The organism is Halomonas sp. G11 (assembly GCF_001663515.1).
Lineage (GTDB): Bacteria > Pseudomonadota > Gammaproteobacteria > Pseudomonadales > Halomonadaceae > Vreelandella.
This window is the reverse complement of sequence record NZ_LYXG01000023.1, coordinates 269,948-293,056: the sequence shown is the minus strand read 5'-3', so window position 1 is coordinate 293,056 and position 23,109 is coordinate 269,948. Positions and strand designations below refer to the sequence as shown.

Below are 23,109 nucleotides of genomic sequence, written 5' to 3'. Positions count from 1 at the left end.
GACCAGTGGTTGGGGCTGATTATCAGAGTCGCCACCGCCCGGTCGAACGGCGGCGCCCTCTCCCCTGCGTGGTCAACGCCTTGGGCCCTTGGCTGGCGTAGGCGTGGGTCAGTGCAATGGCCAGGGCATCGGCGGCATCCGCCTGTGGTGAAGCCACCAGATGCAGAATAGCCGTTACCATATGCTGCACCTGCACCTTGTCGGCGCCGCCTTGACCGGTGACCGCCTGTTTGATCTGCCGCGCGGCATACTCGTCGACCACCAGACCATGGTTGGCCATACAGACCAGCGCCACGCCTCTTGCCTGACCGAGCTTGAGCGCTGAATCAGGGTTTTTGGCCATGAAGACGCGCTCTATCGCCACGGCGTCCGGGCGGTGTAATCCGACCACCTCCCCTAGCCCTGCGTAGATTTGTGCCAAACGCTGCTCTAAAGGCCCTTCCGCCGTGCGAATGCAGCCGCTAGCGACATACCGGGGAACAAGTCCTGCCAGCTCAATGACGCCATAGCCGGTAATGCGCGAACCAGGGTCAATGCCCAGGATACGCAGCGGATTGGATAAGGCAGGTGTCTGCATATGACAGCACTCAGGTCGTCCAAACAAAAACACCGACGCCCAGGCGCCGGTGTAAGGAGATATATAAAGAGCGCTTATTCGGCCGTGGTATCCGCTTTGGCTTTCTGACGCAAACGGATATTTAGGTCTTTAAGCTGCTCTGAGCTGACTTCCCCCGGGGCGTCGGTCATCAAACAGGCAGCGCTTTGGGTTTTCGGGAACGCGATCACTTCGCGGATGGTCTTGGCACCGGCCATCAGCATCACCAGGCGGTCCAGACCGAAGGCCAAACCACCGTGAGGCGGCGCACCGTACTGGAGGGCGTCCAGCAGGAAGCCAAACTTCTCCTGGGCCTCTTCCTGGCCAATTCCCAGGATATCAAACACCGTGCGCTGCATGGTTTGATCATGAATACGGATCGAGCCGCCGCCAAGCTCGGTACCATTCAGCACCATGTCATAGGCGCGCGACAGTGCGCTCGCCGGGTCATCCTTGAGTGCTTCAGGTGAGCATGACGGGGCAGTAAAGGGATGATGCAGCGGGCTGAGACGGCCGTTATCGTCCTCTTCGAACATCGGGAAGTCGACGACCCAGAGAGGGGCCCAGGCCTGGGTGTAGAGGTCGAGATCTGCCCCCAGCTTAACGCGCAATGCGCCGATCGCTTCGTTGACGATACGCGTCTTGTCAGCACCGAAGAAAATAATGTCGCCGTCTTGGGCGTCAACACGGTCGAGCAGTTCCTCAACCACGTTTTCCATGAACTTGACGATCGGTGACTGCAGGCCATCAAGCCCCTTGGCGCGTTCGTTGACCTTGATCCACGCCAGCCCCTTGGCACCATAGATACCCACAAACTTGGTGTATTCGTCGATTTCCTTGCGCGACAGTGATGCACCACCGGGGACTTTCAACGCGGCAACGCGGCCGTCTGCCGCATTCGCCGGTCCAGAAAACACCTTGAAGTCAACCTGTTGCATCAGATCATCGACATTGGTCAACTCAAGGGGGATACGCAAGTCGGGTTTGTCTGAACCAAAGCGGTCCATGGCTTCCTGCCACGTCATGCGCGGAAACGCGGCCAGCTCGACGTCCAGCACTTCCTGGAAGAGCTGGCGAATCATGGACTCGGTAATGTCCATGATGTCGTTTTCTTCAACGAACGAGGCCTCGATGTCGATTTGCGTGAACTCGGGCTGGCGATCGGCACGCAGATCTTCGTCGCGGAAACACTTGGCAATCTGGTAGTAGCGGTCAAACCCCGCCACCATCAACAGCTGCTTGAAGAGCTGCGGCGACTGCGGCAGTGCAAAGAAGTTGCCCGCATGGGTACGGCTCGGCACCAGGTAATCGCGCGCGCCTTCGGGTGTCGCACGGGTCAAAACCGGGGTTTCGATATCCAGAAATCCCTGATTTTCGAGGAACGCGCGGACGGTGTGTGAAATACGCGAACGCAGCCGCAGCTTGTCGATCATATCGGGGCGGCGTAAATCGATGTAGCGGTGTTTGAGGCGCACCTCTTCACCGACTTTGCCATGCTCGTCGAGCTGGAAAGGCGGCGTCACCGCGGTATTAAGCACTTCGACATCTTTTGCCAGTACTTCAATCATCCCGGTGGGCATGTTGGGATTTTGCGTGCCCTCGGGGCGCAGACGAACCCGCCCGGTAATGCGCAGAACGAACTCATTGCGAGCACGGTCGGCATTGGCAAACGCGTCGGCGGTATCTGGATCCACGACGAACTGAGCGACGCCGTCGCGATCGCGCATATCGAGGAAGATAACCCCACCGTGGTCACGGCGGCGATGCACCCACCCGCATACGGTGACCGTCTGGTCTACCAATGTTTCATTTAGCTGGCCGCAATAATGACTGCGCATGTCTCATCCTGTTGTGTTTCGTGGCAAAAGATAATGGTGGGCCTTGATAGGCCCAGGTACGTGGGCTAGGCCGCCGTGTCTTTTTTCTTGGCCGCCGGACCGGTGCCATTCTGACCGCCGGTCTCCGGCGTTGCGCTTTTAGCATCAGCAGCTAAATTCTTTTTGCTGCCGGTTTTAAAATCAGTCTCGTACCAGCCGCCGCCCGCCAGACGAAAACCGGCCGCGGATACCAGCCGCGAAAGGCTGGCGCTTTCGCAAACGGGGCAGTCCGTCAACGGATCGGCGCTGATTTTTTGCAATTTATCCATGCGATGGCCGCAGGCCTTGCACTCATATTCATAGATGGGCATGTTGATGACTCCAGATAAAGCTCAACTCCGACAAAACAGCAACATGAATGCTGCCAAGCTGCAATATGCGGCCCGTCGGGATAAATTCCAAGGCGATGATTATTCACGCCAGTTTATTATACCCTTTTGTGCCCCCTGCCGAGCAAGGCTAGACGCCACCGGCAGACAGTGGAGGTCAGAAAATGCCTAATGCAGTGATACTGGATGCCGAAAGCCTCGGCCCGCAAATCGATTTAACCGCCATCCGCCAGGCGGTATCGCATCTTGAGGTGTTTGGTCAAAGCACGACTCAACAGGCCCGTGAGCGTCTGGCCAAGGCCGATATCGCCATTGTCAATAAAGTTGTGCTGGATGCGGAGACACTCAATCAATTGCCCTCGCTCAAATTGATCTGCGTGCTGGCTACCGGGCTTAACAATATCGACCTGGAGACTGCCCATGCTAGAGGGATAGCGGTTAAAAACGTTGCCGCTTATGGTACCGCCAGTGTGTCGCAGCACACCTTGATGCTGATGCTGACATTGGCAAACCGACTGCCGCTTTATCAACGGGATGTCGCCGCAGGTGCCTGGCAGAAAAGCGACTTCTTCTGCCTGCAGCATTATCCAACGATGCAGCTGTCGGGCAAGCACCTGGTGATGGTAGGCCAGGGCGAACTGGGTTCGGAAGTGGCACGACTGGCTGAAGCGCTGGGCATGCGCGTCACCTTTGCAGCCCGGCCGGGTAATGAAGCGAACGATAACCGCGCGTCGCTCGACGACCTGCTACCGGAAGCCGACGTTATCAGCCTTCACTGCCCGCTGAATGACGCCACCCGTCACCTGATCAATGCCTCACGCCTGGCCAGGGCCAAGTCTTCGTTATTGCTGGTTAACTGTGCCCGAGGAGGCGTTATCGACGAACATGCCGCGCTCTCGGCACTCAGGGATGGGCAGATCGGCGGGCTTGCCGTCGACGTGCTACCCAATGAGCCGCCCCGCGAAGGACATCCTCTGCTGGACGCGTTGGATGAAGCACTCAACCTGATTGTCACGCCCCATAACGCCTGGATTACGCCAGAAGCCAGGCAAAACATTGTCGGCTTGACCGCTGAGAACATCCAGCAGTGGCAAGCAAGCCGCTAATAAGTCGCGAAATGATCCGGAGCGTGGCACTGATCCAGGACGTTAAATTCGACATGGGTCACCTGCGCTCCTTCGGGACCTTTCCATAACCATTCGCTGACGGTTTTCACATCCTCTGGACGGCCGCAAAGCAACACTTCAACACGGCCGTCAGGCAAATTTTTTGCATAGCCGGTTAAACGGTGCTGCAGTGCCTGTTGTTGGGTAGAGCGCCGAAACCAGACGCCTTGCACTTTCCCCGTCACCCACGCACGTACACAACAATCTGCCATTGTCGCCTCCTGTTTTAACCGTCGTCATGTTCCTGATATTTGATAACAACAGCGCTATTGCGTGGCACCAACGGCCGACCTCTGCGTAACAGAAGCGAACGCGTAAAGGCGGCGCCAAACAGCAAAATGAGAGATGAATAATAAACCCACAGCAGCACCATCACTACAGAACCCGCCGCACCGTAAGTGGAAGCCGTTGCCGTATAAGCAAGATAGACAGCGATGACGCTCCGGCCAATGGTAAATAATACGGCTGTCACCAACGCCCCTATCAGGACATCCTGCCAACTCAACACCACATCGGGCAAGACCTTGAAAATCGTTGCGAAAAGCAGCGCAACGACCAACAGGGAAACCAGCGATTCGGCCACTTGGCTCAGCAGGCCTATGTAAGGCAGCAGTTGATCTGCAGCGCCGAGGGCGCTTCGGATGGCCACACCCAACACTAACGAAACCAGCAATATAAATCCGATCGACAGTACAACCGTCAACGAGAGGATGCGATTTTTGATGAACACCAGCGCCCCGTTAGCAGTCGGCTTGGCGGTGACGCCCCAGATCGTATTGAGCGAGAACTGCATTTGTGCAAACACCGTCGTGGCACCCACGACAAGTGCGCCCACGCCGAGTAGCGTCGGCATTATTCCCGCCTCCTGAATGCGCGATTGAGCGACGGCTTCCTCCACCACCGCTGCGGCATCAGGGCCGATAGTGCCTTGCAGTTGCGCCACGATCTGTCCCTGGGCCGCCTCTTCACCCAGCACAAGGCCGATGACGGTGACCGCAATAATGATGGTGGGCGCCAGTGAGAAGAGGGTGTAAAACGCCAGGGAACCGGCATAGCTGAAGGCGTTGCGCTTCAACCATAATGACGCTGAATCCCTGATCACGTTGCCCCAAAAACAAGCACTGCGTTTAAGCATGAAAACTCCCTAATCCATTGATAAAGGTCCAACTATCCATGGCCTAATTTAATCAGCATACCCAATCACACCGTTGGCTGCAGAGGTAGATTGCGCCGCCTGGACAAGCCCACCATAATGCGGGGCCATGACTTACAGACAAAGGACGGCCTCGCATGCCAACTGATGCCTCACACCCGAGCCAGGCGTATGAGTTTGACTGCCTCGTCTTTATTGGCCGTTTTCAGCCCCCTCACCTGGGCCATGTGGCGGTTATTCGTGAGGCGCTGAAACAAGCCCGTCAGGTCATCGTGTTGGTCGGCTCATCCTGGCAGGCACGCTCGCTGCGTAACCCCTGGCGTTTTGATGAACGGCAGATGCTGTTGCGTTCAGGTTTTGACGAGGAGGATAACCAGCGACTGGAAATCACACCGCTACTGGACGCGCTTTACAACAACGACGTCTGGGTTCGCGATGTTCAGCGTAAAGTACGGGATTTGACCGCGCCGACAAATGCCAGGCTGCCACGGATCGGCCTTATAGGGGCTAGCCGGGGGCAATCCAGCTACTACCTGTCACTATTTCCGCAATGGGAGTCGGTGAGTGTCCCCTTGGTCGAAGGCATTTCGGCGAGCCAGATCCGTGAGCGTTTATTCCGCTCGCCTGGCTCCACCGACGATTACCTCAGTACAGGGGCCTACCACGACCTACCGCCCGGCGTGGTCGATCATGTGCAAGCTTTTTGCCGGGGCAGCGACTATGAACAGCTGCTGGAAGAACAGCAACTGCTGGACCAGTACCGTCAAGCCTGGCAGCAGGCCCCCTACCCGCCCATTTTTGTCACTGTCAATGCCGTGGTGGTCCAGTCAGGGCATGTGCTGCTGGTGCGCCGGACGGCAGCACCGGGTAAGGGGCTGTTCGCGCTGCCGGGCGGCTTTATCAATCCCCATGAGCGCTTGCTTGACGCCTGCCTGCGGGAATTGCGTGAGCGTATTCGCTTGAAGGTGCCAGAGCCGGTATTGAAAGGCTCATTGAGGGGGCAGCGCCTGTTTGACGAACCCCACCGCAGCTGGCGAGGTCGAACACTGGCGGAAGCATTTTACTTTGCCCTGCGCCCTGATCAGCAGCTGCCTCGCTTGAAACCCGTCAAGGGCGGCGACCATGCCCGCTGGGTCGCCCTTGCCGACCTCCAACCCGACAGCCTGTTTGAAGATCATTTTTTTATTATTCAAAATTTTCTCGGCCTGCCTGCCGACTTCAGCAGCGCTCCATCGCACTAGTCCAAAAAACCTGGGCTTATCCCTGCAGGAAGTCCCGGGGCAGCTTCATCATTTGTCGCCACAGGCGTTCGACACCAGGCTTGTGGACCAGTGAACAGCGATATAGCCGTATTTCAAGCGGGATATCCCAATTGGCATCGGCGGCACGCACCAAACGACCGCTTTTGAGCTCCTCGCGGATGCAGAAATCAGGTATCCAGGCAACCCCCACCCCCTGCAATACCATGCCTTTCAAGCCCTCGGCCATGGCGGTCTCATAAACCGTGCGCAGCTTCATGCGCAGCGGGTCGTTTTTCAGCAGCATGCGCACACTGCGGCCTAAAAAGGCCCCCTGCGTATAAGCCAGATAGGGCACTGAACTGTCCTGCTGAAGCGAAAACAATGGCTTGCCCTGGGCATCGGGTAATGACACGGGCAGCATATTGACGTTGCCGATCGAAAAAGACGGGAACACTTCGGCATCCAACTGCATGGTGGCGAAGGGATCATAATAGGCCAACATGAGGTCACAGTTGCCTTCACGCAGCACGTGAATCGCCTCTCCGACATTCATGGCGACCAGGCGGGTAGGCAGCTCCCCGAGCCCTTTTTGCAACCTTGATATCCAGGGGGGATAAAAGCTCAGCGCTAACGAATGCGCGGCAACGATATCCAGCGCCTCATTGGCAATCGAGAGCCCACGTAAATGGCCTAACGATTCGGTAAGCTGTTCAACAAGGTTTCGCGCGGTGACCAGAAACAGCTGGCCTTCTGAGGTCAAGCCCACCGGCGTTGTCGAACGGTCGACCAAGGTTACCCCCACCGCCTGCTCTAACGCCCGGATACGCCGACTGAACGCTGGCTGTGTCACGTGCCGCTGCCTTGCCGATGCCGAAAAGCTACGTGTATTGGCCAATGCGACAAAATCTTCCAGCCATTTTGTTTCAAGGTTCACCAACGACTCCTTGTCACCCTAGTTATTTGAATTGATCTGTCACCGAGCCGTCAGGCTACTGAATGGGCGCCGTTAAATAGGCCGCCCGAGAGACCACTTTTTTCCACCAGGGACGCTGGGCAATTTCATCCAGACTGATACGACGACATCTTGCGAAATCATTCTCGAGCATCAAGCTAACCTGAGTGGCCACCGACGCGCTGGGCATAAAAGCGGTAATTTCAAAATTCAACCGGAAAGAACGGTTGTCCATATTCACCGTACCGACGGTTGCTGCCTTGTTGTCAACGAGCATGACTTTTTGGTGTAAAAAACCTGGGAGATAACGGTATATTTTTACGCCTGCACGCAGCATGTCGGGCAGGAATGAAAAGGCTGACAGGAAAACCAGTAAATGATCGGGGCGTTCAGGCATCATGACCCGGACATCAACCCCCCGCATGGCGGCCAGCCGAAGTGCATCCTGAACGCCCTGATCCGGCACGAAATAAGGGCTGGTGACCCACAGCCGCTCTTCCGCGCTCTGAATCACCTGCTGTATCAGCAGGCTGGCCGTATCCTGGCGATCTGCGGGCCCCGAGGGAACCACGACCACATGGTGGTTACTGGCAAAGGTCTTCAGGGGCTGCCAATCCAGGGTAATGACCTCCCCTGTGGCCCAATGCCAATCTTCCCAGAAGGCTTCCTGAAGACCCAGGACACTCGGGCCTTCAAGCTTGAGATGGGTATCACGCCAGGGGCCACGATCCGGGTCCTCGCCCAGATATTCCACGCCGACGTTAAACCCGCCAAGCCAACCTTCCTGGCCGTCGACCACCATCACCTTGCGGTGATTACGGAAATTTAGCTGAAAAGGATGCTTCAGCCCCCTGGAAGAACGAAACGCACTGACTTCAATACCTGACTGCGCCAGATCATTTAAATAGCGATCGTTGAGCTTTCGGCTGCCCATCTCGTCGTAGAGGAAGTAAATATTGATGCCACGCCGGACAGCCTGCTGAAGGTATCCCATCAATCGACGCCCGAGGCGATCATCCCGGACGATGAAGAATTGCAGAAGGATATAGCGCTGTGCACGCTCGATACCGGCAAACAGGCTTTCGAACGTTTCCTTGCCGTCAATCAGCAAGGTTGCCTGATTCCCCTGCGTCATCGGCATCATGGCTAACTGCTCAACGGCTTTAATGTCAGCGCTTTTGGCTGAAACGCTGTAAGGATCAATGTTGGCACGATAACGCACCAGCATGCGGCGCAATATATTGTCACGCACCCCGCGGGCCGTGACATAACCATAAAACCGCGGCCTGCCAAATAGCCAATAGGCGGGTACGGCCACATAAGGAAAGGTGAGCAGTGAAATAATCCAGGCGACCGCCCCCTGAGAGGTCCGACTGGACATCAACGCCATAATCGCTGAAACAATCCCCAGCGCATAGATCAACAAGATGCTGGTCCCTAGCAACCACGAGGTCATAGTGGTGTCCTCATTATGGGTGTCAATTCCATTGCGATGCGCCGGTTGAACATGGATAAAGGCCCCGCCACTGGCAGAGCCTTTATCGCCTGGAACCCGTTATCCGTTACGACATTCAAGCCGTCTGGGCGATAATGTCCTTCCACTTGGCAGGCCCGGTCTGGTGAACCGAGGTCCCTGCACTATCCACGGCAACGGTAACCGGCATGTCTTCTACTTCGAACTCATAAATAGCTTCCATGCCGAGATCCTCGAAGCCAACCACGCGAGACTTCTTGATTGCCTGGGCAACGAGATACGCCGAACCGCCCACCGCCATCAGGTAAACCGCCTGATTATCGCGAATGGCGTCAATGGCTTCCTGCCCACGCTCGGCCTTGCCGACCATGCCCAGCAGGCCTGTTTCTTCGAGCATGGTACGGGTGAACTTGTCCATACGGGTGGCGGTAGTGGGGCCTGCGGGGCCTACGACTTCGTCCCCGATCGGGTCTACCGGGCCCACATAGTAGATAAACCGCCCTTTCATATCGACTGGTAAGGGTTCGCCCTTGGCAATCATATCCACCATACGCTTGTGGGCCGCATCACGCCCGGTCAACAGCTTGCCGTTCAACAAGAGTGTATCGCCGGGCTGCCAGGTCTTGACGTCTTCGGGTGTCACCGTATCCAGATTGACACGTTTGACGTTGTCGCCTGCCTCACGGGTAATTTCCGGCCAGTCCTCCAACTTGGGAGCAGGCAATGCCACGGGACCCGAGCCATCCAGCGTGAAGTGGGCATGGCGAGTGGCGGCGCAGTTGGGAATGATGGCAACCGGCTTATTCGCTGCGTGGGTCGGGTAATCCTTGACCTTGATATCCAGCACGGTGGTCAAACCGCCCAACCCCTGGGCGCCAATGCCACTTTTATTGACCTTGTCGAACAGCTCCAGGCGCAGCTCCTCGGCACGATTGCTGGCCCCACGTGCCTGCAGGTCCTGGATATCGATCGGGTCCAGCAGTGCCTCTTTGGCAATTTCCATGGCCTTTTCCGCCGTACCACCAATGCCAATGCCCAGCATGCCCGGCGGACACCAGCCTGCACCCATTTTAGGCAGTTGCTCCATCACCCAGTCCACCACGCTGTCAGAGGGGTTGAGCATGGCAAACTTGGATTTTGCCTCGCTGCCGCCGCCCTTGGCCGCCACATGAATATCGACTTTATCGCCCGGCACGAGTTTGTGGTGGATAATCGCCGGGGTGTTGTCCTTGGTATTCTGGCGCTTGCCATCAGGGTCCGCCAGGACAGACGCCCGCAGGATATTATCAGGGAGCTGATAAGCGCGACGCACCCCTTCATTGACCATGTCATCCAGACTCATTTCCGCGTCCCAGGTCACCTTCATGCCCACATGAACGAACACGGTGACGATACCGGTATCCTGACAAATCGGGCGATGGCCGGTGGCACACATCCGTGAATTGATCAGGATCTGGGCGATGGCATCCTTGGCGGCGGGGTTTTCTTCACGCTCGTAAGCTGCCGCCATGGCATCGATAAAGTCTTTGGGATGGTAGTAAGAGATGTACTGCAGTGCATCGGCAACGCTTTGAATCACGTCGTCCTGGCGAATCACGGTCATGGACAAACTGCTCCTCGGTTATCGTCTTATCGGTGGCCTAAGCGGTTATTGGAATAGCGGCCTTTTGGCTGAAAACATTATACCGTATTGGCATTACCCCGGCAGTAACACCAACGTTATAGAATCAGGGAATAGCAGGTTTTAGTTCTTTCAATAATAAGATAACGGTATAAATTATGGTGTATTGCTTTGACAGCCCGGGCACCAATACAGCCGCCGGGAGCCGACCATCATGCGTTCGATAACCTGGCCGCAGCGATGGCAGCCAAGTCCCGCCCGTTCAAAAACGCTGAATCGCCATTGGCGGCGCGGTTCACCCACGGCAATGGCCTGCTCAATCCAGGACTGTTTATTGGTAACACCCGCCTGCTCGTAGGCCTGACGGGTCGTTTCGATAATGCAAACGGCGAGTTGTTGGCGCTGTTGCTCGGTTAAATCAACGGGGCGTTGTTTGGGGTGGCACTGGGCGTAGAAGAGAATTTCCGAGCGCAGATAATTGCCTAACCCCGCGACAAAACCCTGGTCGAGTAGTAATGCCCCCAGGCTGCGCCGATGAAATTGCTTGAGGCTCAAACGTTGCTGAACTTGCAGTGGCGTCACCGCCTGGCTCAGCAGGTCAGGCCCGAGCCGGGACAAAAAAGGATGCTCGGCGAGATTATCTTCATGCCAGAGTGAAATATCCGACGCGCTATAGAGACTGGCGCAGCGCCCTTCTGTGGTTAATCGAACGCGCAGCGAGCGCCGGGTACTGGGAGGCTTATCTTCTTTGTGCAGTTTCCAAACCCCATAAAGCTGATTATGGGAGTAAAGCACGCGCTGATCGGCGAACCCAATCAGCATTGCCTTGCCCCGGGTGTCTACCCGCAAAACCCGCACCCCAATCAGCGACGCTGCCTGCTCGGCAAGTTCGGGGAAGGCGAACCAGGCATCGTCAACCACCCGGCCGCCTATCTGCTGCTCAATACGATCTGCCGCACGGCGGATTTCTGGACCTTCAGGCATGCCCTACCCTAGCGCCAGCTGTTTTTCTTTCATCTTGTGCAACTGGTCACGCAGGCGTGCCGCTTCCTCGAACTCGAGATTTTGCGCCGCTTCAAACATGGCATCCTCGATTTTGCTGATCGCGGCGAGGAAATCGTGCTTGTCCATGCTGGCGGTATCGTACTCGGCAGCACTCTCGGCCACCTTGCGATCACTGCCACGCTTACGGTTGCTTTTCTTGCCTGGGGCCTGCGCAGCTTCCATGATATCGGTCACCGAACGTGTAATCGTGGTGGGGGTGATACCATGGGCCTCGTTGTGGGCCTTCTGCTTGTCACGCCGACGCTCGGTTTCATCCATCGCCCTGCGCATGGAATCGGTAACCCGGTCGCCGTAAAGGATGGCTTTACCCTGGGCGTTACGCGCGGCGCGGCCAATGGTCTGGATCAATGAGCGTTCGTTACGCAGGAAGCCTTCTTTATCGGCATCGAGAATGGCAACCAATGAGACTTCCGGGATATCCAGCCCCTCTCGCAGCAGGTTGATCCCCACCAGCACGTCGAATTTACCCAGCCGCAGGTCGCGAATGATTTCCACCCGCTCGACGGTATCGATATCCGAGTGCAGATAACGAACGCGGATACCATGCTCGTCCAGGTATTCGGTCAGATCTTCTGCCATGCGCTTGGTGAGCGTGGTCACCAATACCCGTTCGCCCACTTCCGTGCGAAGTCCGATCTCGGAGAGCAAATCATCGACCTGAGTGCTTGCAGGACGCACTTCAATTTCAGGATCCAGCAGCCCCGTCGGCCGCACGACCTGCTCGACCACCTGGCCTGCATGCTCGGCTTCATAGGGGCCCGGTGTCGCCGAGACGAAAATCGTTTGCGGCGAAATGGCTTCCCACTCTTCAAACTTCATCGGCCGGTTATCGAGTGCAGATGGCAGGCGGAAACCGTATTCCACCAGCGTTTCCTTGCGCGACCGGTCGCCTTTGTACATACCGCCTACCTGGGGCACGCTGACGTGGGATTCATCGATAAACAGCAGCGCATCGTCAGGCAGGTAGTCGAAAAACGTCGGTGGTGGCTCGCCGGGGGCGCGGCCCGATAAATAGCGTGAGTAGTTTTCGATACCGTTGCAGTAACCCAACTCAAGCATCATCTCGATATCGTAAAGCGTACGCTGCTCGAGCCGCTGCGCCTCCACCAGACGTTCGTGCTTGCGCAGCCACTCCAGACGCTCTTTAAGCTCCGCCTTGATATCGTCAATCGCAGCCAGGATCGTTTCCCGGGGCGTAACATAGTGGGATTTCGGGTAGATGGTCATGCGCGGGACTTGCCCGCGCACGTCGCCCGTCAGAGGATCAAAGAGCCGGATCGAGTCGATTTCATCGTCAAACAACTCCACCCGTACGGCTTCTTCTTCGGCATCTGCCGGGAAAATATCGATCACGTCGCCTCGCACCCGGTAAGTACCACGGCGAAAATCCATATCGTTGCGGGTGTATTGAAGTTCCGCCAGGCGGCGCAAGAAGGCACGCTGGTCGATCAACTCGCCGCGGGTAAAATGCAAGCGCATCTTGAGATACTGGTCAGGGTCGCCCAGGCCGTAGATGGCCGACACCGATACGACGATCAACGCATCCCGGCGCTCCAGGAGTGCCTTGGTCGCCGACAGGCGCATCTGCTCGATGTGGTCGTTGATGGAGGCATCTTTTTCAATAAAGGTGTCCGACGACGGCACATAGGCTTCCGGCTGGTAGTAATCGTAGTAGGAAACGAAGTACTCAACGGCGTTGTCCGGGAAAAACGCTTTGAACTCACCATAAAGCTGCGCCGCCAACGTCTTGTTGGGCGCCATGACAATCGTCGGCCGCTGCTGTTGCGCGACGATATTGGCCATGGTGAAGGTTTTCCCCGAGCCGGTGACACCGAGCAGCGTTTGATGGGCAAGTCCCGACTCAAGACCACTCACCAAGCCCTTGATAGCGTTGGGCTGGTCGCCTGCGGGCTCAAACTTCGACTGCAACCGGAAATCCTTGCTCATCTTCGCTCCTGATCAGGGTAAGGCGAGCTACGTGGCGCTCGTCGTAATCTCCACGGTCGATGTGGTCATCAACCGCTGGATGGGGCAGCGATGGCTGATATCTTCCAGCCGGGCACGCTGCTCGGCATCGTCAATGCCGTGAAATGTCATCGTCACTGCCAGCTTGTAAACGCCTTTCGTTTCCTGGCTATCATCGCGCTGAACAGTGACGGTAATGCCTTCCAGGGGCCATTGCTTCCGCTTGGCGTACATCTGTACCGTAATGGCCTTGCAGGTACCCAAGGCGATATCGAAGTAGTCGTGGGGGTCTGGCGCGCTGCCGTCTCCCCCCACTACGGGCGGCACATCCGCCGCCAGATCCTCAAGGCCGTCGACTTCAACGCGCTGACGAAAGACGCTGTTGCGCTCACTGATCACCGTAATCGGCTTGTGCATCATGTTACCTTTATGCCCAGGTTGAGCTTTTCAACGGCCTTGATGAGCGCTTCACGCTTTACCCGGCCGTCCACCTCAGCGCCATAGCGGCCCACTTCAGCGCTGTCCACGCCGTCGAGCATCATCAGCGCGGTGGTAATCTGATTGACCTGTTCAGCGGATTTGACCCCGTGAAAGGTTAATGATTGCTGTGCCATTGGCTAGCCTTGTTTCAAATACATTGTACTGTCACGGGTCAATGCCAACGATTATTGGCTCTCCGAGCGGATTGATATTGTCCTATGCAAAACTGATACAGACAACGAGTCTAGCATGCGGCGGGGACCTTGCAATCGCGGCCCATCGCCCACACTTAAGGTAATATTGATTCGCATCACGATTCAGCCACCCCTTCAACAGGAGTTGTCATGGCGACCGTTCCCTCTCTCGATGCCCTTAACAGCGGTATTCGCCTTCACCACCTGGCGGCCTTGGATATCCAGGGCCCCGATGCCGAGAAATTCTTGCAAGGGCAAACCAGCGCTCAGGTTAGCCTGGCCGACGGGCGCTTTGCGCCGCTCACCTGTTTCTGCACGCCAAAGGGGCGCATGCTGGCGAATGCTCAACTGATGAAGATAGGCGACAGTCATTATCGGCTACTTCTCAGCGAGTCGCTGCTGGAAACGCTGACCAGCCATTTGAAAAAATTTGCTGCTTTCTATAAAGCGGAGTTGACCCCGCTTCCCGAGCTCTCGCTGGTCGGCGCTGGAGAAAATGCCCGCTCAATCGCGGAAACGCTGGATCTCCCCTTGCCCAAGGCGCCAGGCACTCAATCCGCAAACCCGCACGCCAGCGTGCTGTGTTATCCGGGCGATACACCACGCTGGCTGTTCTGTCTGGAAGACGACACCCTGATCGAGGCCCTTGACGATGAAGGCGGCCGGGCGGCCTGGCAACTGGCCGACATTCGCAGCGGCCTGGCATGGTTGACCGAGGCACAGCAGGACCATTTCCTGCCGCAGATGCTCAACTGGGAAGCGCTTGGTGGGATCAGCTTTAAAAAAGGCTGTTATACCGGTCAGGAAGTCGTTGCCCGGGCCCATTTCCGCGGTCAGGTAAAAAAACGTCTGGTGCGCGCTGAACTTGCGAATAGCGAGGCGCCGACAACCGGGGACACGGTCATCAATGAAGCCAGCAAGGCCGTCGGCGAAGTCGTTAACAACGCCGTGAGCGAAACAGGCAGCATCGAGCTTCTGGCTGTCATGAATACCAAGGTGATGGAAGAGGCCATGCCCGTTTATATCGGGGAGACCCGCTTGACACTGCTTGACCTTCCCTACCCTATCGAACGGCTCGACCCCGAGCAACTCGCCATGGGCCTGGCCAATTGAAGGCTGGTTAATCGACGGCAAAGGGTAGTCGAAACAGACGGGCAGCATTGGCGCTGCTGATGGCGGCAACATGCTCGCGTGTTTGTCCGCGTAATGTTGCCACGACATCGCAGACGTCGCTCACCCGGCAGGGTTCATTGCGCTGGCCCTGGTAGCCACTGAGCGGCATATCGGGGCTGTCCGTTTCCAGCACAAAGCTGTCATCGGGTAATGCCCTGATAACGCGGTGCAAGCGCTTTGCCCGCTGATAGGTCGCCGCGCCGCCCAACCCCAGGACATAACCGAGATCCACAAATTTCCTGGCCTGTTCGTAAGACCCGGCAAAGGCATGGATCAACCCGGTTCTGGAAAGCGTGCGCTGGCGAAGCCGTTTGGCGACGGTGTCGTTGGCTTTGACACAGTGCACGACCACCGGCAACGCATGCTGCTTGGCCAAGGTCAATTGGGCATCAAAGTACGCCCACTGGGCATCGAGCGTAGCGTCGAAGCGTGCATCAATCCCGCACTCGCCGACGGCAACCAGCTCGGAACGCTCATTCAGCAAGCACTCCAATCGGGCAAGATCCTGGTCACGGTGTTCATCCATAAAGTAAGGATGAAGGCCCGCGCATACGCTGACATCCTGATGTTGCTGCCCAAGCGCCAGCACGGCTTGCCAACGGGCGCAGGTCGTCCCCGGCACGATGAAGTGCTTGACCCCCACGCCTCTCGCGGCTGCCATGACCGCATCACGATCAGGATCGAACTCCGCAAAATCAAGATGGCAGTGGGCATCAATCAGCATGGTCGCCTCGTATTGCCAGGCTAGTGCTCGCGTGTCGGCTGGAAGCGAATGTCCGGCCAGCGCTCCTGGGTCATCTGCAGGTTGACGCGGGTCGGCGCGATGTAGGTCAGGTAGCCCCCGCCATCGATCGCCAGGTTGGCGCTTGCCTTGCGCTTGAACTCCTCCAGCATCTTGGCATCTTCACAATACACCCAGCGGGCCGTCTGCACATTGACGGCTTCATACAGGCAATCCACCTTGTATTCTTCCTTCAAGCGGTGCGCCACCACGTCAAACTGCAGCGTCCCCACGGCCCCCAGGATCAGGTCATTGTTGTCGATCGGCATGAAGACCTGGGTAGCGCCTTCTTCCGAGAGCTGCTGCAGGCCTTTCTGCAAGGCTTTCATTTTAAGCGGATCTTTCAAGCGCACGCGTTTGAAAAGCTCCGGCGCAAAGTGTGGAATACCGGTAAAGCGCATATTCTCGCCCACGGTAAACGTATCGCCAATCTGGATGGTGCCATGGTTGTGCAGGCCAATGATATCGCCAGGCCAGGCTTCTTCCACCTGGGAGCGGTCGGAGGCCATGAACGTCAGCGCGTCGGCAATCTTGACATCCTTGTTGATACGCACATGGCGCATCTTCATGTTCTTGTCGTACTTGCCCGAGCACACCCGCAGGAAAGCGATACGATCGCGGTGGTTGGGATCCATATTGGCCTGGATCTTGAACACGAAGCCCGTAAAACGAGGGTCGTCAGCCGGGACATCCCGCACATCGGTTTCCCGGGGCTGGGGGGCTGGGGCATATTCAACAAAGCCATCCAGCATTTCGCGAACGCCAAAGTTACCCATCGCGGTTCCGAAGTAGACGGGCGTCAATTCCCCACGGCGATAGGCGTCAAGGTCGAACTCATGGGATGCGCCGCGCACCAGCTCGACTTCCATGCGCAGTTCCTCGGCCTGCTCTTCACCCAGCACTTCATCTACCTCGGGGCTATCCAGCCCCTCGATACGCTTGTCCTCGGGGATGCGACTGCCCTGGCCCTGGGTGTAGAGATGAACCACATCGTTGTACAGGTGATACACCCCACGGAAATGCCGTCCCATGCCGATGGGCCATGTCATGGGCGCACACTGGATATTGAGCACCGTCTCGACTTCGTCCATCACCTCGATAGGGTCACGGATATCGCGGTCCATTTTATTGATGAAGGTCAGAATCGGCGTGGTGCGCAGACGACAGACGTCCATCAGCTTGATGGTCCGGTCCTCGACGCCTTTAGCGCCGTCAATCACCATCAGGGCAGAGTCCACCGCTGTCAGGGTACGGTAGGTATCTTCAGAGAAATCCTCGTGACCTGGCGTATCAAGCAGGTTAACGATGCGTCCTCCGTAGGGAAACTGCATCACGGAGGTTGTCACCGAGATGCCCCGTTCCTGCTCCATTTTCATCCAGTCCGAGGTGGCATGACGGTCATTACGCTTGCTTTTCACCGAACCGGCCAGCTGGATGGCATTGCCGAACAGCAGCATCTTTTCAGTAATGGTCGTTTTACCGGCATCAGGGTGGGAAATGATAGCAAAGGTTCTTCTAAGCCCGGCTTCCTGGGCTAATTGGGTATCTTTCATCGGGCCTCATCATTAGCGTGTACTCAGCCAGACACATAGATGCCAAGTGTCAGCGGCCGAGCTATATGGCATTGCTGGCAATTGTACCCTCGCAGACAATCTTGGGCCACAAGAGGACGGTTTTGGGACGGGTTAGAAGCGCAGCTTCCTGTCCTGAACAGCGCGCACCATGGAAAGGAGCCAGACGCGGATAAACGGCCATAAAAAAACGCCGGGAGACCGGCGTTTTTTTCAAAGCTGTCGCTAACCAAATGAATGTTAGGCGAAGGTGTTGACCTGAGTTCCCACGGTGCCCTCTTTTGCCAGATCAGGCTGTGCACCGGTATCGGCGGACGCCATGATGTCAGTCACCTGCTGGGCCTGCGTATCCAATGCTTCCTTGAACACCTGCATTTGAGCCTGCTCAGCACTCTGGGCCTGGTTCATGTAGAGCGCTGTGCTGACCGCATTGCTGACGGCTACATCCATATGATCACCTCAATGTAGTACGAATATACCAGAAGACTAGCAAATGGTGCGGCAACACGCAAAACATGCCATCTAAAAACGCTCGGCCCTGAAGGGCGCCATATCGATGGCGGGCGTCTTGCCTTCCATCATGTCAGCAAGCAGGTAGCCCGTTGCCGGCCCCAGGGTAAACCCTTGATGACCGTGTCCGAAGGCCAACCAGAGGCCTTTATGCCGAGGCGCAGGGCCAATCACCGGCTTCATATCCGGAAGACACGGGCGTGCGCCCTTCCAGGCGGCTTCATCAAGACGCTCAGCCAGCGGAAAAATACGCCGTGCAGCGCTTTCCGCCGCGCTTAGCTGGCCTTCATCAGCCGGTGACTCAAGGCGGTCCAGCTCGGCACCGGTGGTCAGCCGAATACCGGCATTCATGGGCGCCAGCAAGTAGCCTACCTCGGCATCCATCAACCAGTACTGCAACCGAGCCGGTGCTTGAGTGGCATAATGCATGTGATAGCCCCGCTTGACGAAGGTCGGGAAGCGGTATCCCAAGCCCTTGAGCCACTCGCCTGACCAGGGTCCCAGCGCCATTACGACATCGTCTGCGGCCACCTCTCCATCACTGGTGGTCACACACCATTGTGCTTCACGCTGGGTAACCGACTGAATGTCACTTTGCACAATCTGACCGCCATTGGCGACGAATGATGCCGCATACGCGGCCACCAACGCGCCAGGATCAGCGACTGTCCAGGGATCAAGCCAGTGAATGGCCCCCATGATGTCATCGCCAAGGCCAGGCTGCCTGTCTAGCAACGCCTTTCGATCCAACACCTGAAATTGCACATCGTAGAGGTCCCGCATTTCTTCGGCCTCTTTCGCGCGCTTGGCCAGCTTCTCAGGCGTTCGATATATCTCCAGCCAGCCTTGGCGACGCACCAGGTCCTCGGCACCCGCGGCCTCGATCATCGGTCCATGGGTTTTAAGACACAACTGAATCAAGGAGGCATATTCCGGCACGATCTGGCGGTAGCGACGCGGCGAGGAATGATGCCAATAACTCAATAACGGCGACGCCGCCTCCAGCATACCGCCAGTACGATAGCGAATATCCACGCGTCGATTGGGCAGCACGCTCAGGATGGTTTTCAAATCGCGAGGAAAGGGGTAGGGCTTTACCGCTTCACGCTGGATAATACCGGCATTGCCAAAGGAGGTTTCCCGGCCTGGCTGGCGTCGGTCCATCAGAGTGACCTGAATCCCCCGCTGCTGCAGATGCCATGCAATGCTGACACCTACCATACCTGCCCCTAACACCACCGCATGACGCGACATTGAAACACCCTCCCATCGACAAATTGCACGACACGCAGGTCAGTCACACCGCACGCCTAGTTACCTAAAAAATAGCACTGATAAAGAAGCATTAATACAGTCTAAAAAACTGTTTTTAATCAAAATATCAGAAATTAATATCGCCAAAGACAAAAAAACCGAAAGCGTCCGGTATTACGGCACAGCAATTGCTTTGCCTTATTACCGCGAGGACCATCATTAGGGCAAAAGGCGCTAATTCAGCGCCGCCTTAACCACGCTTCGCCGTGCGCCATGCACCCAAATAGAGCTAACAGCGCACCAAAAAAGAACAAGGATGCCACCATGCCACTTACCCCCATCATCGATACAGAACTGCTCGATACACTATGGGTATTATGGGCAGCCGCACTGGTCTTTGTCATGCAGGCGGGTTTTTTATGCCTGGAAGCGGGCACAACCCGCAGCAAAAACGCCATCAATGTCGCAATGAAAAATATTGCGGATTTTGCCATTGCACTGAGCGTCTTCTGGCTGGTGGGCTTCGGGTTGATGTTCGGCGTCTCGGAAAGCGGCTGGCTGGGCACAAGCCTGTTCGGGTGGCAGCTCAACTCAGCATCCAGCTGGGTAATCACGCTATTCATCTTTCAAGCCATGTTCTGCGCTACCGCGGCGACCATTGTGGCAGGCGCCGTCGCCGAGAGAATGCCGTTTTTTGCCTACCTCTGGACCGCCCTCTGGATAGCGCTGCTCATCTACCCCGTATTCGGGCACTGGGCATGGGGCGGCCTACTGGGAGGCGAAAGCGGCTGGCTCGCTTCGCTGGGGTTTGTGGATTTTGCAGGTTCCACCGTCGTTCACAGCGTGGGGGGCTGGGTCGCGCTTGCGGCCGTTCTCGCCATCGGCCCTCGCCAGGGACGCTTCAACCAAAACCACCCCCCCACCGCCTTCCCGGCGGGCAACCTGCCCCTTGCCATGCTAGGGGCGCTGTTCATGATACTCGGCTGGTTTGGCTTCAACGGCGGCAGCACGCTGGCCATCAACGGCCAGGTACCCGGCATTCTCGCCAATACGGTCCTGGGCGCCGCCGGGGGCATTCTATCCGCCATGCTGATGGGCTGGCGAGCCCGCCGCTATGCAGACGTCATGTATGCCATCAACGGCGCCATTGCCGGATTGGTCGCTGTTACCGCAGGTGCCCATGCAGTGTCGATGTCGGCAGCACTGGGGCTCGGGGCTGTCAGCGGTGTTCTGATGGTGATCACCAGCGAATGGCTGCTCAACCACCGCATCGATGATGCTGTAGGCGCTATTCCGGCGCATTTGATTCCCGGCATTTGGGGCACACTCGCTCTGCCCTGGATAGCCGACCCCGAGGCGCTGGGAACTGGGCTGGGCACGGCGGAACAGGCCGGTGTGCAGTTGCTGGGCGTCGTTATCTGTGGACTCTGGAGCTTTGGCATTGCGTGGCTGCTGTTTCGTATCTCCGGGCGCTATTTTCCGTTTCGGGTTAGCCCTGAAGATGAAAAAATGGGCTTAAACCTCGCCGAACACGGCACCCATAACGAACTGACCCAATTGCTCGAACACATGCGCCGCCATGAACAACAGGGCGACATGCGCCAGCGCATCGAGGCAGACCCTTTTTCTGAAGTGGGCGAGATTGCCGCAGGCTACAACCGGGTCGCAGCGGCCCTGGAAAGCGCTATCGGCCATACCCGGGTGATGCTTCACAACCTGCGTGACGGCGTGCTTACTTGGCAGGCCAACGGGATACTCACCAGCCTCAACCCCGGGGCGGAGCAACTGTTTGGCGTTCAAGCCGAGCAGATGGTAGGCACCCCTGTCAGCCGCTTGCTGGAGCGCACCAACCTTGCGCCGGGTGAACGCCACGAAATCAAGCTGCGCTCCGCCACTCAGGAAGTCCGCTATCTGGAAGTCCAGATCAGCGAAGGGGCCAGCGGCTCGGACTCGGAACGTTCCGGCATGGTGCGCGACATTACCGAACGCAAGCGTCTGCAGGAACAGCTAAACCGCGAGCGGGACCTGGCCAGAACGACCCTGGCCTCGATTGGCGATGGCGTCATCACCTGCGATGCCAGCGGCCTGATCACGTTCATGAATAGCGAAGCCCAGCGGCTGACCGGCTGGCACCTTCGCGAGGCTCGTGAAAAACCGATCCAGTCGATTTATCGCCTCATTGACGACAAAACCGGCAGTCTACTGAGCAACCCGGCGCGCCAGGTGCTCACCCAGCATCGCGCCATTCATTCCACGGACGACGGCTGGCTTGAGCACTGCGACGGACAGCGAACGCCCATTCAACACAGTGCCGCCCCGATTCGCTCGCGCAGCGGCATTACGTTGGGCGCAGTGGCCGTCTTCCAGGACGTCAGCATCACTCGCCAACTTGCCGACCAGCTTAACTACCAGGCCAGCCACGACAACCTGACAGGGCTAATCAACCGTCGAGCATTTGAAACAACGCTGAGCCAGTTGCTCGATGGCCAGGAAGGCAGTCACGTTTTATGCTATCTGGATCTTGACCAGTTCAAGATCGTCAACGATACCTGCGGCCACATCGCCGGTGATGAGCTTCTCCGCCAGGTGGCCACAAAACTGCAGGCTTATGTCCGCAGCAGCGATACCGTCGCCCGCCTTGGTGGCGACGAGTTTGCCCTGTTACTGCCCAACTGCCCTATGGATCAGGCCAGACAAATCGCCGATGCCATCCGCTGCGATATCGAAAACTATCGCTTTGCTTGGCAGGAGCACACCTTTGGTATTGGCGTCAGCATCGGGCTGGTCGTTCTGAGTGATGCCCACATGCAGTTAACCGATGCCCTGCACGCTGCCGATGCCGCCTGCTACACCGCCAAGGAGGCAGGACGCAACCGACTTCACTGTTACCAGGCCAATGACCATTCGGTACTCGAACGCGACGGTGAGCTTCGCTGGGTACAGCGCTTGCAGAACGCGCTCGACAATGATCATTTCCGACTCTTCTCGCAACCTATCGAAGCTGTCTGCGCCAGACGCCCCGCCTACCAGGAAATACTTTTACGCCTGGAGGAAGACGGCAGCCTGATCACACCAGGCAGTTTTCTACCGGCTGCCGAGCGCTACCACTTTATGCCGCGCATTGACCGCTGGGTGGTCCGCAACACCCTGGCATGGCTGTCCGATATTACCCGCTCAGCCCCCGACACTGCCTGGGGCTGCTGGGGGGTCAACCTCTCGGGCGCGTCGCTGTCCGATGGCGAATTCTGCCGGGACCTGATCACCCAGGTGCAAAATGCCCGGTTGCCCAAGGGCAGCCTTTGCTTTGAAATCACCGAAAGCGCGGCCATTGCACAACTTTCCAGCGTGATCGAGCTCATCCACACGCTTAAACAACTGGGCTGCCGGTTTGCGCTGGATGATTTTGGCACGGGGCTGTCTTCCTTTAGCTACTTGAAACAGCTGCCCGTTGATTATTTAAAAATCGACGGGCATTTCATTCGCCATGTCCATGAAGACCCGATAGATCGAGCGATGGTTGAAGCCATTCACGCCGTGGGCAAAGCGCTCAATATAGAAACCATTGCTGAATTCGTCGAAACGCAGCAAACCCTGGATACGCTGAAGACCCTTGGCATTGACTATGCGCAAGGCTATTTACTCGGACACCCCGGCTCACTTACCCAGGTAGGCGGACAGCCCATCAAGGTGATGCCACGTTGACCAACA

General features: G+C 57.2%; 20 protein-coding genes. 4 read left to right on the top strand and 16 right to left on the bottom strand.

The annotated features are described in order from the left end of the window. Positions 1-22 precede the first annotated feature (22 nt). The 3 genes from ruvC to ADS46_RS12260 form a co-directional block, all read right to left on the bottom strand. Positions 23-577: a crossover junction endodeoxyribonuclease RuvC gene (gene ruvC / locus ADS46_RS12270; RefSeq protein ID WP_066320531.1), complete on the bottom strand. Its 555-nt coding sequence runs from the start codon at positions 575-577 to the stop codon at positions 23-25. 74 nt (positions 578-651) lie between these two features. Next, positions 652-2,433 (bottom strand): aspartate--tRNA ligase, encoded by a 1,782-nt coding sequence (gene aspS / locus ADS46_RS12265; RefSeq protein WP_066320530.1) that lies wholly within the window; start codon positions 2,431-2,433, stop codon positions 652-654. Between the two features lie 65 nt (positions 2,434-2,498). After that, positions 2,499-2,783 (bottom strand): FmdB family zinc ribbon protein, encoded by a 285-nt coding sequence (locus ADS46_RS12260; RefSeq protein ID WP_066320528.1) that lies wholly within the window; start codon positions 2,781-2,783, stop codon positions 2,499-2,501. 182 nt (positions 2,784-2,965) lie between these two features. Between ADS46_RS12260 and ADS46_RS12255 the strand changes: the two genes are divergently transcribed. Continuing rightward, the gene (locus ADS46_RS12255; protein ID WP_066320527.1) at positions 2,966-3,907 is read left to right on the top strand and encodes a D-2-hydroxyacid dehydrogenase; all 942 of its coding nucleotides are present in this window, start codon (positions 2,966-2,968) and stop codon (positions 3,905-3,907) included. Here ADS46_RS12255 and ADS46_RS12250 read toward each other — a convergent pair. Both ADS46_RS12250 and ADS46_RS12245 read right to left on the bottom strand, forming a co-directional pair. Further along, entirely contained in the window at positions 3,904-4,179 is a 276-nt protein-coding gene (locus ADS46_RS12250; protein WP_066320526.1) for an acylphosphatase, read from the bottom strand. The genes ADS46_RS12255 and ADS46_RS12250 overlap by 4 nt on opposite strands. A 14-nt stretch (positions 4,180-4,193) precedes the next feature. Next, positions 4,194-5,102, bottom strand: a complete 909-nt coding sequence (locus tag ADS46_RS12245) for a YihY/virulence factor BrkB family protein (RefSeq protein ID WP_066320524.1) — start codon at positions 5,100-5,102, stop codon at positions 4,194-4,196. Positions 5,103-5,257: 155 nt separating this feature from the next. Here ADS46_RS12245 and ADS46_RS12240 point away from each other — a divergent pair, with 155 nt between their 5' ends. Next, on the top strand, positions 5,258-6,361 hold the full coding sequence (locus ADS46_RS12240) for a bifunctional nicotinamide-nucleotide adenylyltransferase/Nudix hydroxylase (protein WP_066320523.1): 1,104 nt from the start codon (positions 5,258-5,260) through the stop codon (positions 6,359-6,361). 16 nt (positions 6,362-6,377) lie between these two features. Here the strand turns inward: ADS46_RS12240 and ADS46_RS12235 are convergent, their stop codons facing one another. From ADS46_RS12235 to ADS46_RS12205, 7 genes are all read right to left on the bottom strand, one after another. Then, positions 6,378-7,295 (bottom strand): LysR substrate-binding domain-containing protein, encoded by a 918-nt coding sequence (locus ADS46_RS12235; RefSeq protein WP_066320522.1) that lies wholly within the window; start codon positions 7,293-7,295, stop codon positions 6,378-6,380. 55 nt (positions 7,296-7,350) lie between these two features. Beyond that, complete coding sequence (gene cls / locus ADS46_RS12230) at positions 7,351-8,769, bottom strand: cardiolipin synthase (RefSeq protein WP_066320521.1); 1,419 nt, start codon at positions 8,767-8,769, stop codon at positions 7,351-7,353. 115 nt (positions 8,770-8,884) lie between these two features. Further along, positions 8,885-10,390 (bottom strand): fumarate hydratase, encoded by a 1,506-nt coding sequence (locus ADS46_RS12225; protein ID WP_066320520.1) that lies wholly within the window; start codon positions 10,388-10,390, stop codon positions 8,885-8,887. Between the two features lie 174 nt (positions 10,391-10,564). Next, complete coding sequence (gene nei / locus ADS46_RS12220) at positions 10,565-11,392, bottom strand: endonuclease VIII (protein ID WP_066320519.1); 828 nt, start codon at positions 11,390-11,392, stop codon at positions 10,565-10,567. 3 nt (positions 11,393-11,395) lie between these two features. Further along, positions 11,396-13,420 carry an excinuclease ABC subunit UvrB gene (gene uvrB / locus ADS46_RS12215; RefSeq protein WP_066320518.1) on the bottom strand — a complete coding sequence of 675 codons (2,025 nt, stop codon included), beginning with the start codon at positions 13,418-13,420 and terminating at the stop codon, positions 11,396-11,398. 27 nt (positions 13,421-13,447) lie between these two features. Beyond that, positions 13,448-13,855: an OsmC family protein gene (locus tag ADS46_RS12210; RefSeq protein WP_066320517.1), complete on the bottom strand. Its 408-nt coding sequence runs from the start codon at positions 13,853-13,855 to the stop codon at positions 13,448-13,450. Then, positions 13,855-14,052: a hypothetical protein gene (locus ADS46_RS12205; RefSeq protein ID WP_066320516.1), complete on the bottom strand. Its 198-nt coding sequence runs from the start codon at positions 14,050-14,052 to the stop codon at positions 13,855-13,857. Before ADS46_RS12205 ends, ADS46_RS12210 begins: the two co-directional genes overlap by 1 nt. A 210-nt stretch (positions 14,053-14,262) precedes the next feature. Between ADS46_RS12205 and ADS46_RS12200 the strand changes: the two genes are divergently transcribed. Next, complete coding sequence (locus tag ADS46_RS12200; protein ID WP_066320515.1) at positions 14,263-15,225, top strand: YgfZ/GcvT domain-containing protein; 963 nt, start codon at positions 14,263-14,265, stop codon at positions 15,223-15,225. Between the two features lie 7 nt (positions 15,226-15,232). On the opposite strand, the gene ADS46_RS12195 is transcribed toward ADS46_RS12200, so the two are convergent. From ADS46_RS12195 to ADS46_RS12180, 4 genes are all read right to left on the bottom strand, one after another. Beyond that, positions 15,233-16,009 carry a TatD family hydrolase gene (locus ADS46_RS12195; protein ID WP_066320512.1) on the bottom strand — a complete coding sequence of 259 codons (777 nt, stop codon included), beginning with the start codon at positions 16,007-16,009 and terminating at the stop codon, positions 15,233-15,235. Between the two features lie 20 nt (positions 16,010-16,029). Beyond that, positions 16,030-17,619, bottom strand: a complete 1,590-nt coding sequence (locus ADS46_RS12190; RefSeq protein WP_066320511.1) for a peptide chain release factor 3 — start codon at positions 17,617-17,619, stop codon at positions 16,030-16,032. Between the two features lie 258 nt (positions 17,620-17,877). After that, positions 17,878-18,087: a putative motility protein gene (locus ADS46_RS12185; protein ID WP_066320510.1), complete on the bottom strand. Its 210-nt coding sequence runs from the start codon at positions 18,085-18,087 to the stop codon at positions 17,878-17,880. 72 nt (positions 18,088-18,159) lie between these two features. Next, positions 18,160-19,401, bottom strand: coding sequence for an NAD(P)/FAD-dependent oxidoreductase (locus tag ADS46_RS12180; RefSeq protein WP_066320508.1), 1,242 nt, complete (start codon positions 19,399-19,401; stop codon positions 18,160-18,162). Between the two features lie 324 nt (positions 19,402-19,725). Here ADS46_RS12180 and amt point away from each other — a divergent pair, with 324 nt between their 5' ends. Continuing rightward, a complete protein-coding gene (gene amt, locus ADS46_RS12175; protein WP_066320506.1) occupies positions 19,726-23,103 on the top strand; it encodes an ammonium transporter in 3,378 nt (1,125 codons plus the stop codon). Positions 23,104-23,109: the final 6 nt, after the last annotated feature.

Excerpts from the sequence above, each read along its gene's own strand:
- ADS46_RS12190 (WP_066320511.1), bottom strand. The coding sequence starts at position 17,619 with ATGAAAGATACCCAATTAGCCCAGGAAGCCGGGCTTAGAAGAACCTTT.
- ADS46_RS12225 (WP_066320520.1), bottom strand. The coding sequence starts at position 10,390 with ATGACCGTGATTCGCCAGGACGACGTGATTCAAAGCGTTGCCGATGCA.
- ADS46_RS12260 (WP_066320528.1), bottom strand. The coding sequence starts at position 2,783 with ATGCCCATCTATGAATATGAGTGCAAGGCCTGCGGCCATCGCATGGAT.
- aspS (WP_066320530.1), bottom strand. The coding sequence starts at position 2,433 with ATGCGCAGTCATTATTGCGGCCAGCTAAATGAAACATTGGTAGACCAG.
- ADS46_RS12240 (WP_066320523.1), top strand. The coding sequence starts at position 5,258 with ATGCCAACTGATGCCTCACACCCGAGCCAGGCGTATGAGTTTGACTGC.
- ADS46_RS12205 (WP_066320516.1), bottom strand. The coding sequence starts at position 14,052 with ATGGCACAGCAATCATTAACCTTTCACGGGGTCAAATCCGCTGAACAG.
- ADS46_RS12200 (WP_066320515.1), top strand. The coding sequence starts at position 14,263 with ATGGCGACCGTTCCCTCTCTCGATGCCCTTAACAGCGGTATTCGCCTT.
- ADS46_RS12195 (WP_066320512.1), bottom strand. The coding sequence starts at position 16,009 with ATGCTGATTGATGCCCACTGCCATCTTGATTTTGCGGAGTTCGATCCT.
- ADS46_RS12250 (WP_066320526.1), bottom strand. The coding sequence starts at position 4,179 with ATGGCAGATTGTTGTGTACGTGCGTGGGTGACGGGGAAAGTGCAAGGC.
- nei (WP_066320519.1), bottom strand. The coding sequence starts at position 11,392 with ATGCCTGAAGGTCCAGAAATCCGCCGTGCGGCAGATCGTATTGAGCAG.
- cls (WP_066320521.1), bottom strand. The coding sequence starts at position 8,769 with ATGACCTCGTGGTTGCTAGGGACCAGCATCTTGTTGATCTATGCGCTG.
- ADS46_RS12180 (WP_066320508.1), bottom strand. The coding sequence starts at position 19,401 with ATGTCGCGTCATGCGGTGGTGTTAGGGGCAGGTATGGTAGGTGTCAGC.
- ruvC (WP_066320531.1), bottom strand. The coding sequence starts at position 577 with ATGCAGACACCTGCCTTATCCAATCCGCTGCGTATCCTGGGCATTGAC.
- amt (WP_066320506.1), top strand. The coding sequence starts at position 19,726 with ATGCCACTTACCCCCATCATCGATACAGAACTGCTCGATACACTATGG.
- ADS46_RS12210 (WP_066320517.1), bottom strand. The coding sequence starts at position 13,855 with ATGCACAAGCCGATTACGGTGATCAGTGAGCGCAACAGCGTCTTTCGT.
- ADS46_RS12245 (WP_066320524.1), bottom strand. The coding sequence starts at position 5,102 with ATGCTTAAACGCAGTGCTTGTTTTTGGGGCAACGTGATCAGGGATTCA.
- ADS46_RS12255 (WP_066320527.1), top strand. The coding sequence starts at position 2,966 with ATGCCTAATGCAGTGATACTGGATGCCGAAAGCCTCGGCCCGCAAATC.
- uvrB (WP_066320518.1), bottom strand. The coding sequence starts at position 13,420 with ATGAGCAAGGATTTCCGGTTGCAGTCGAAGTTTGAGCCCGCAGGCGAC.
- ADS46_RS12185 (WP_066320510.1), bottom strand. The coding sequence starts at position 18,087 with ATGGATGTAGCCGTCAGCAATGCGGTCAGCACAGCGCTCTACATGAAC.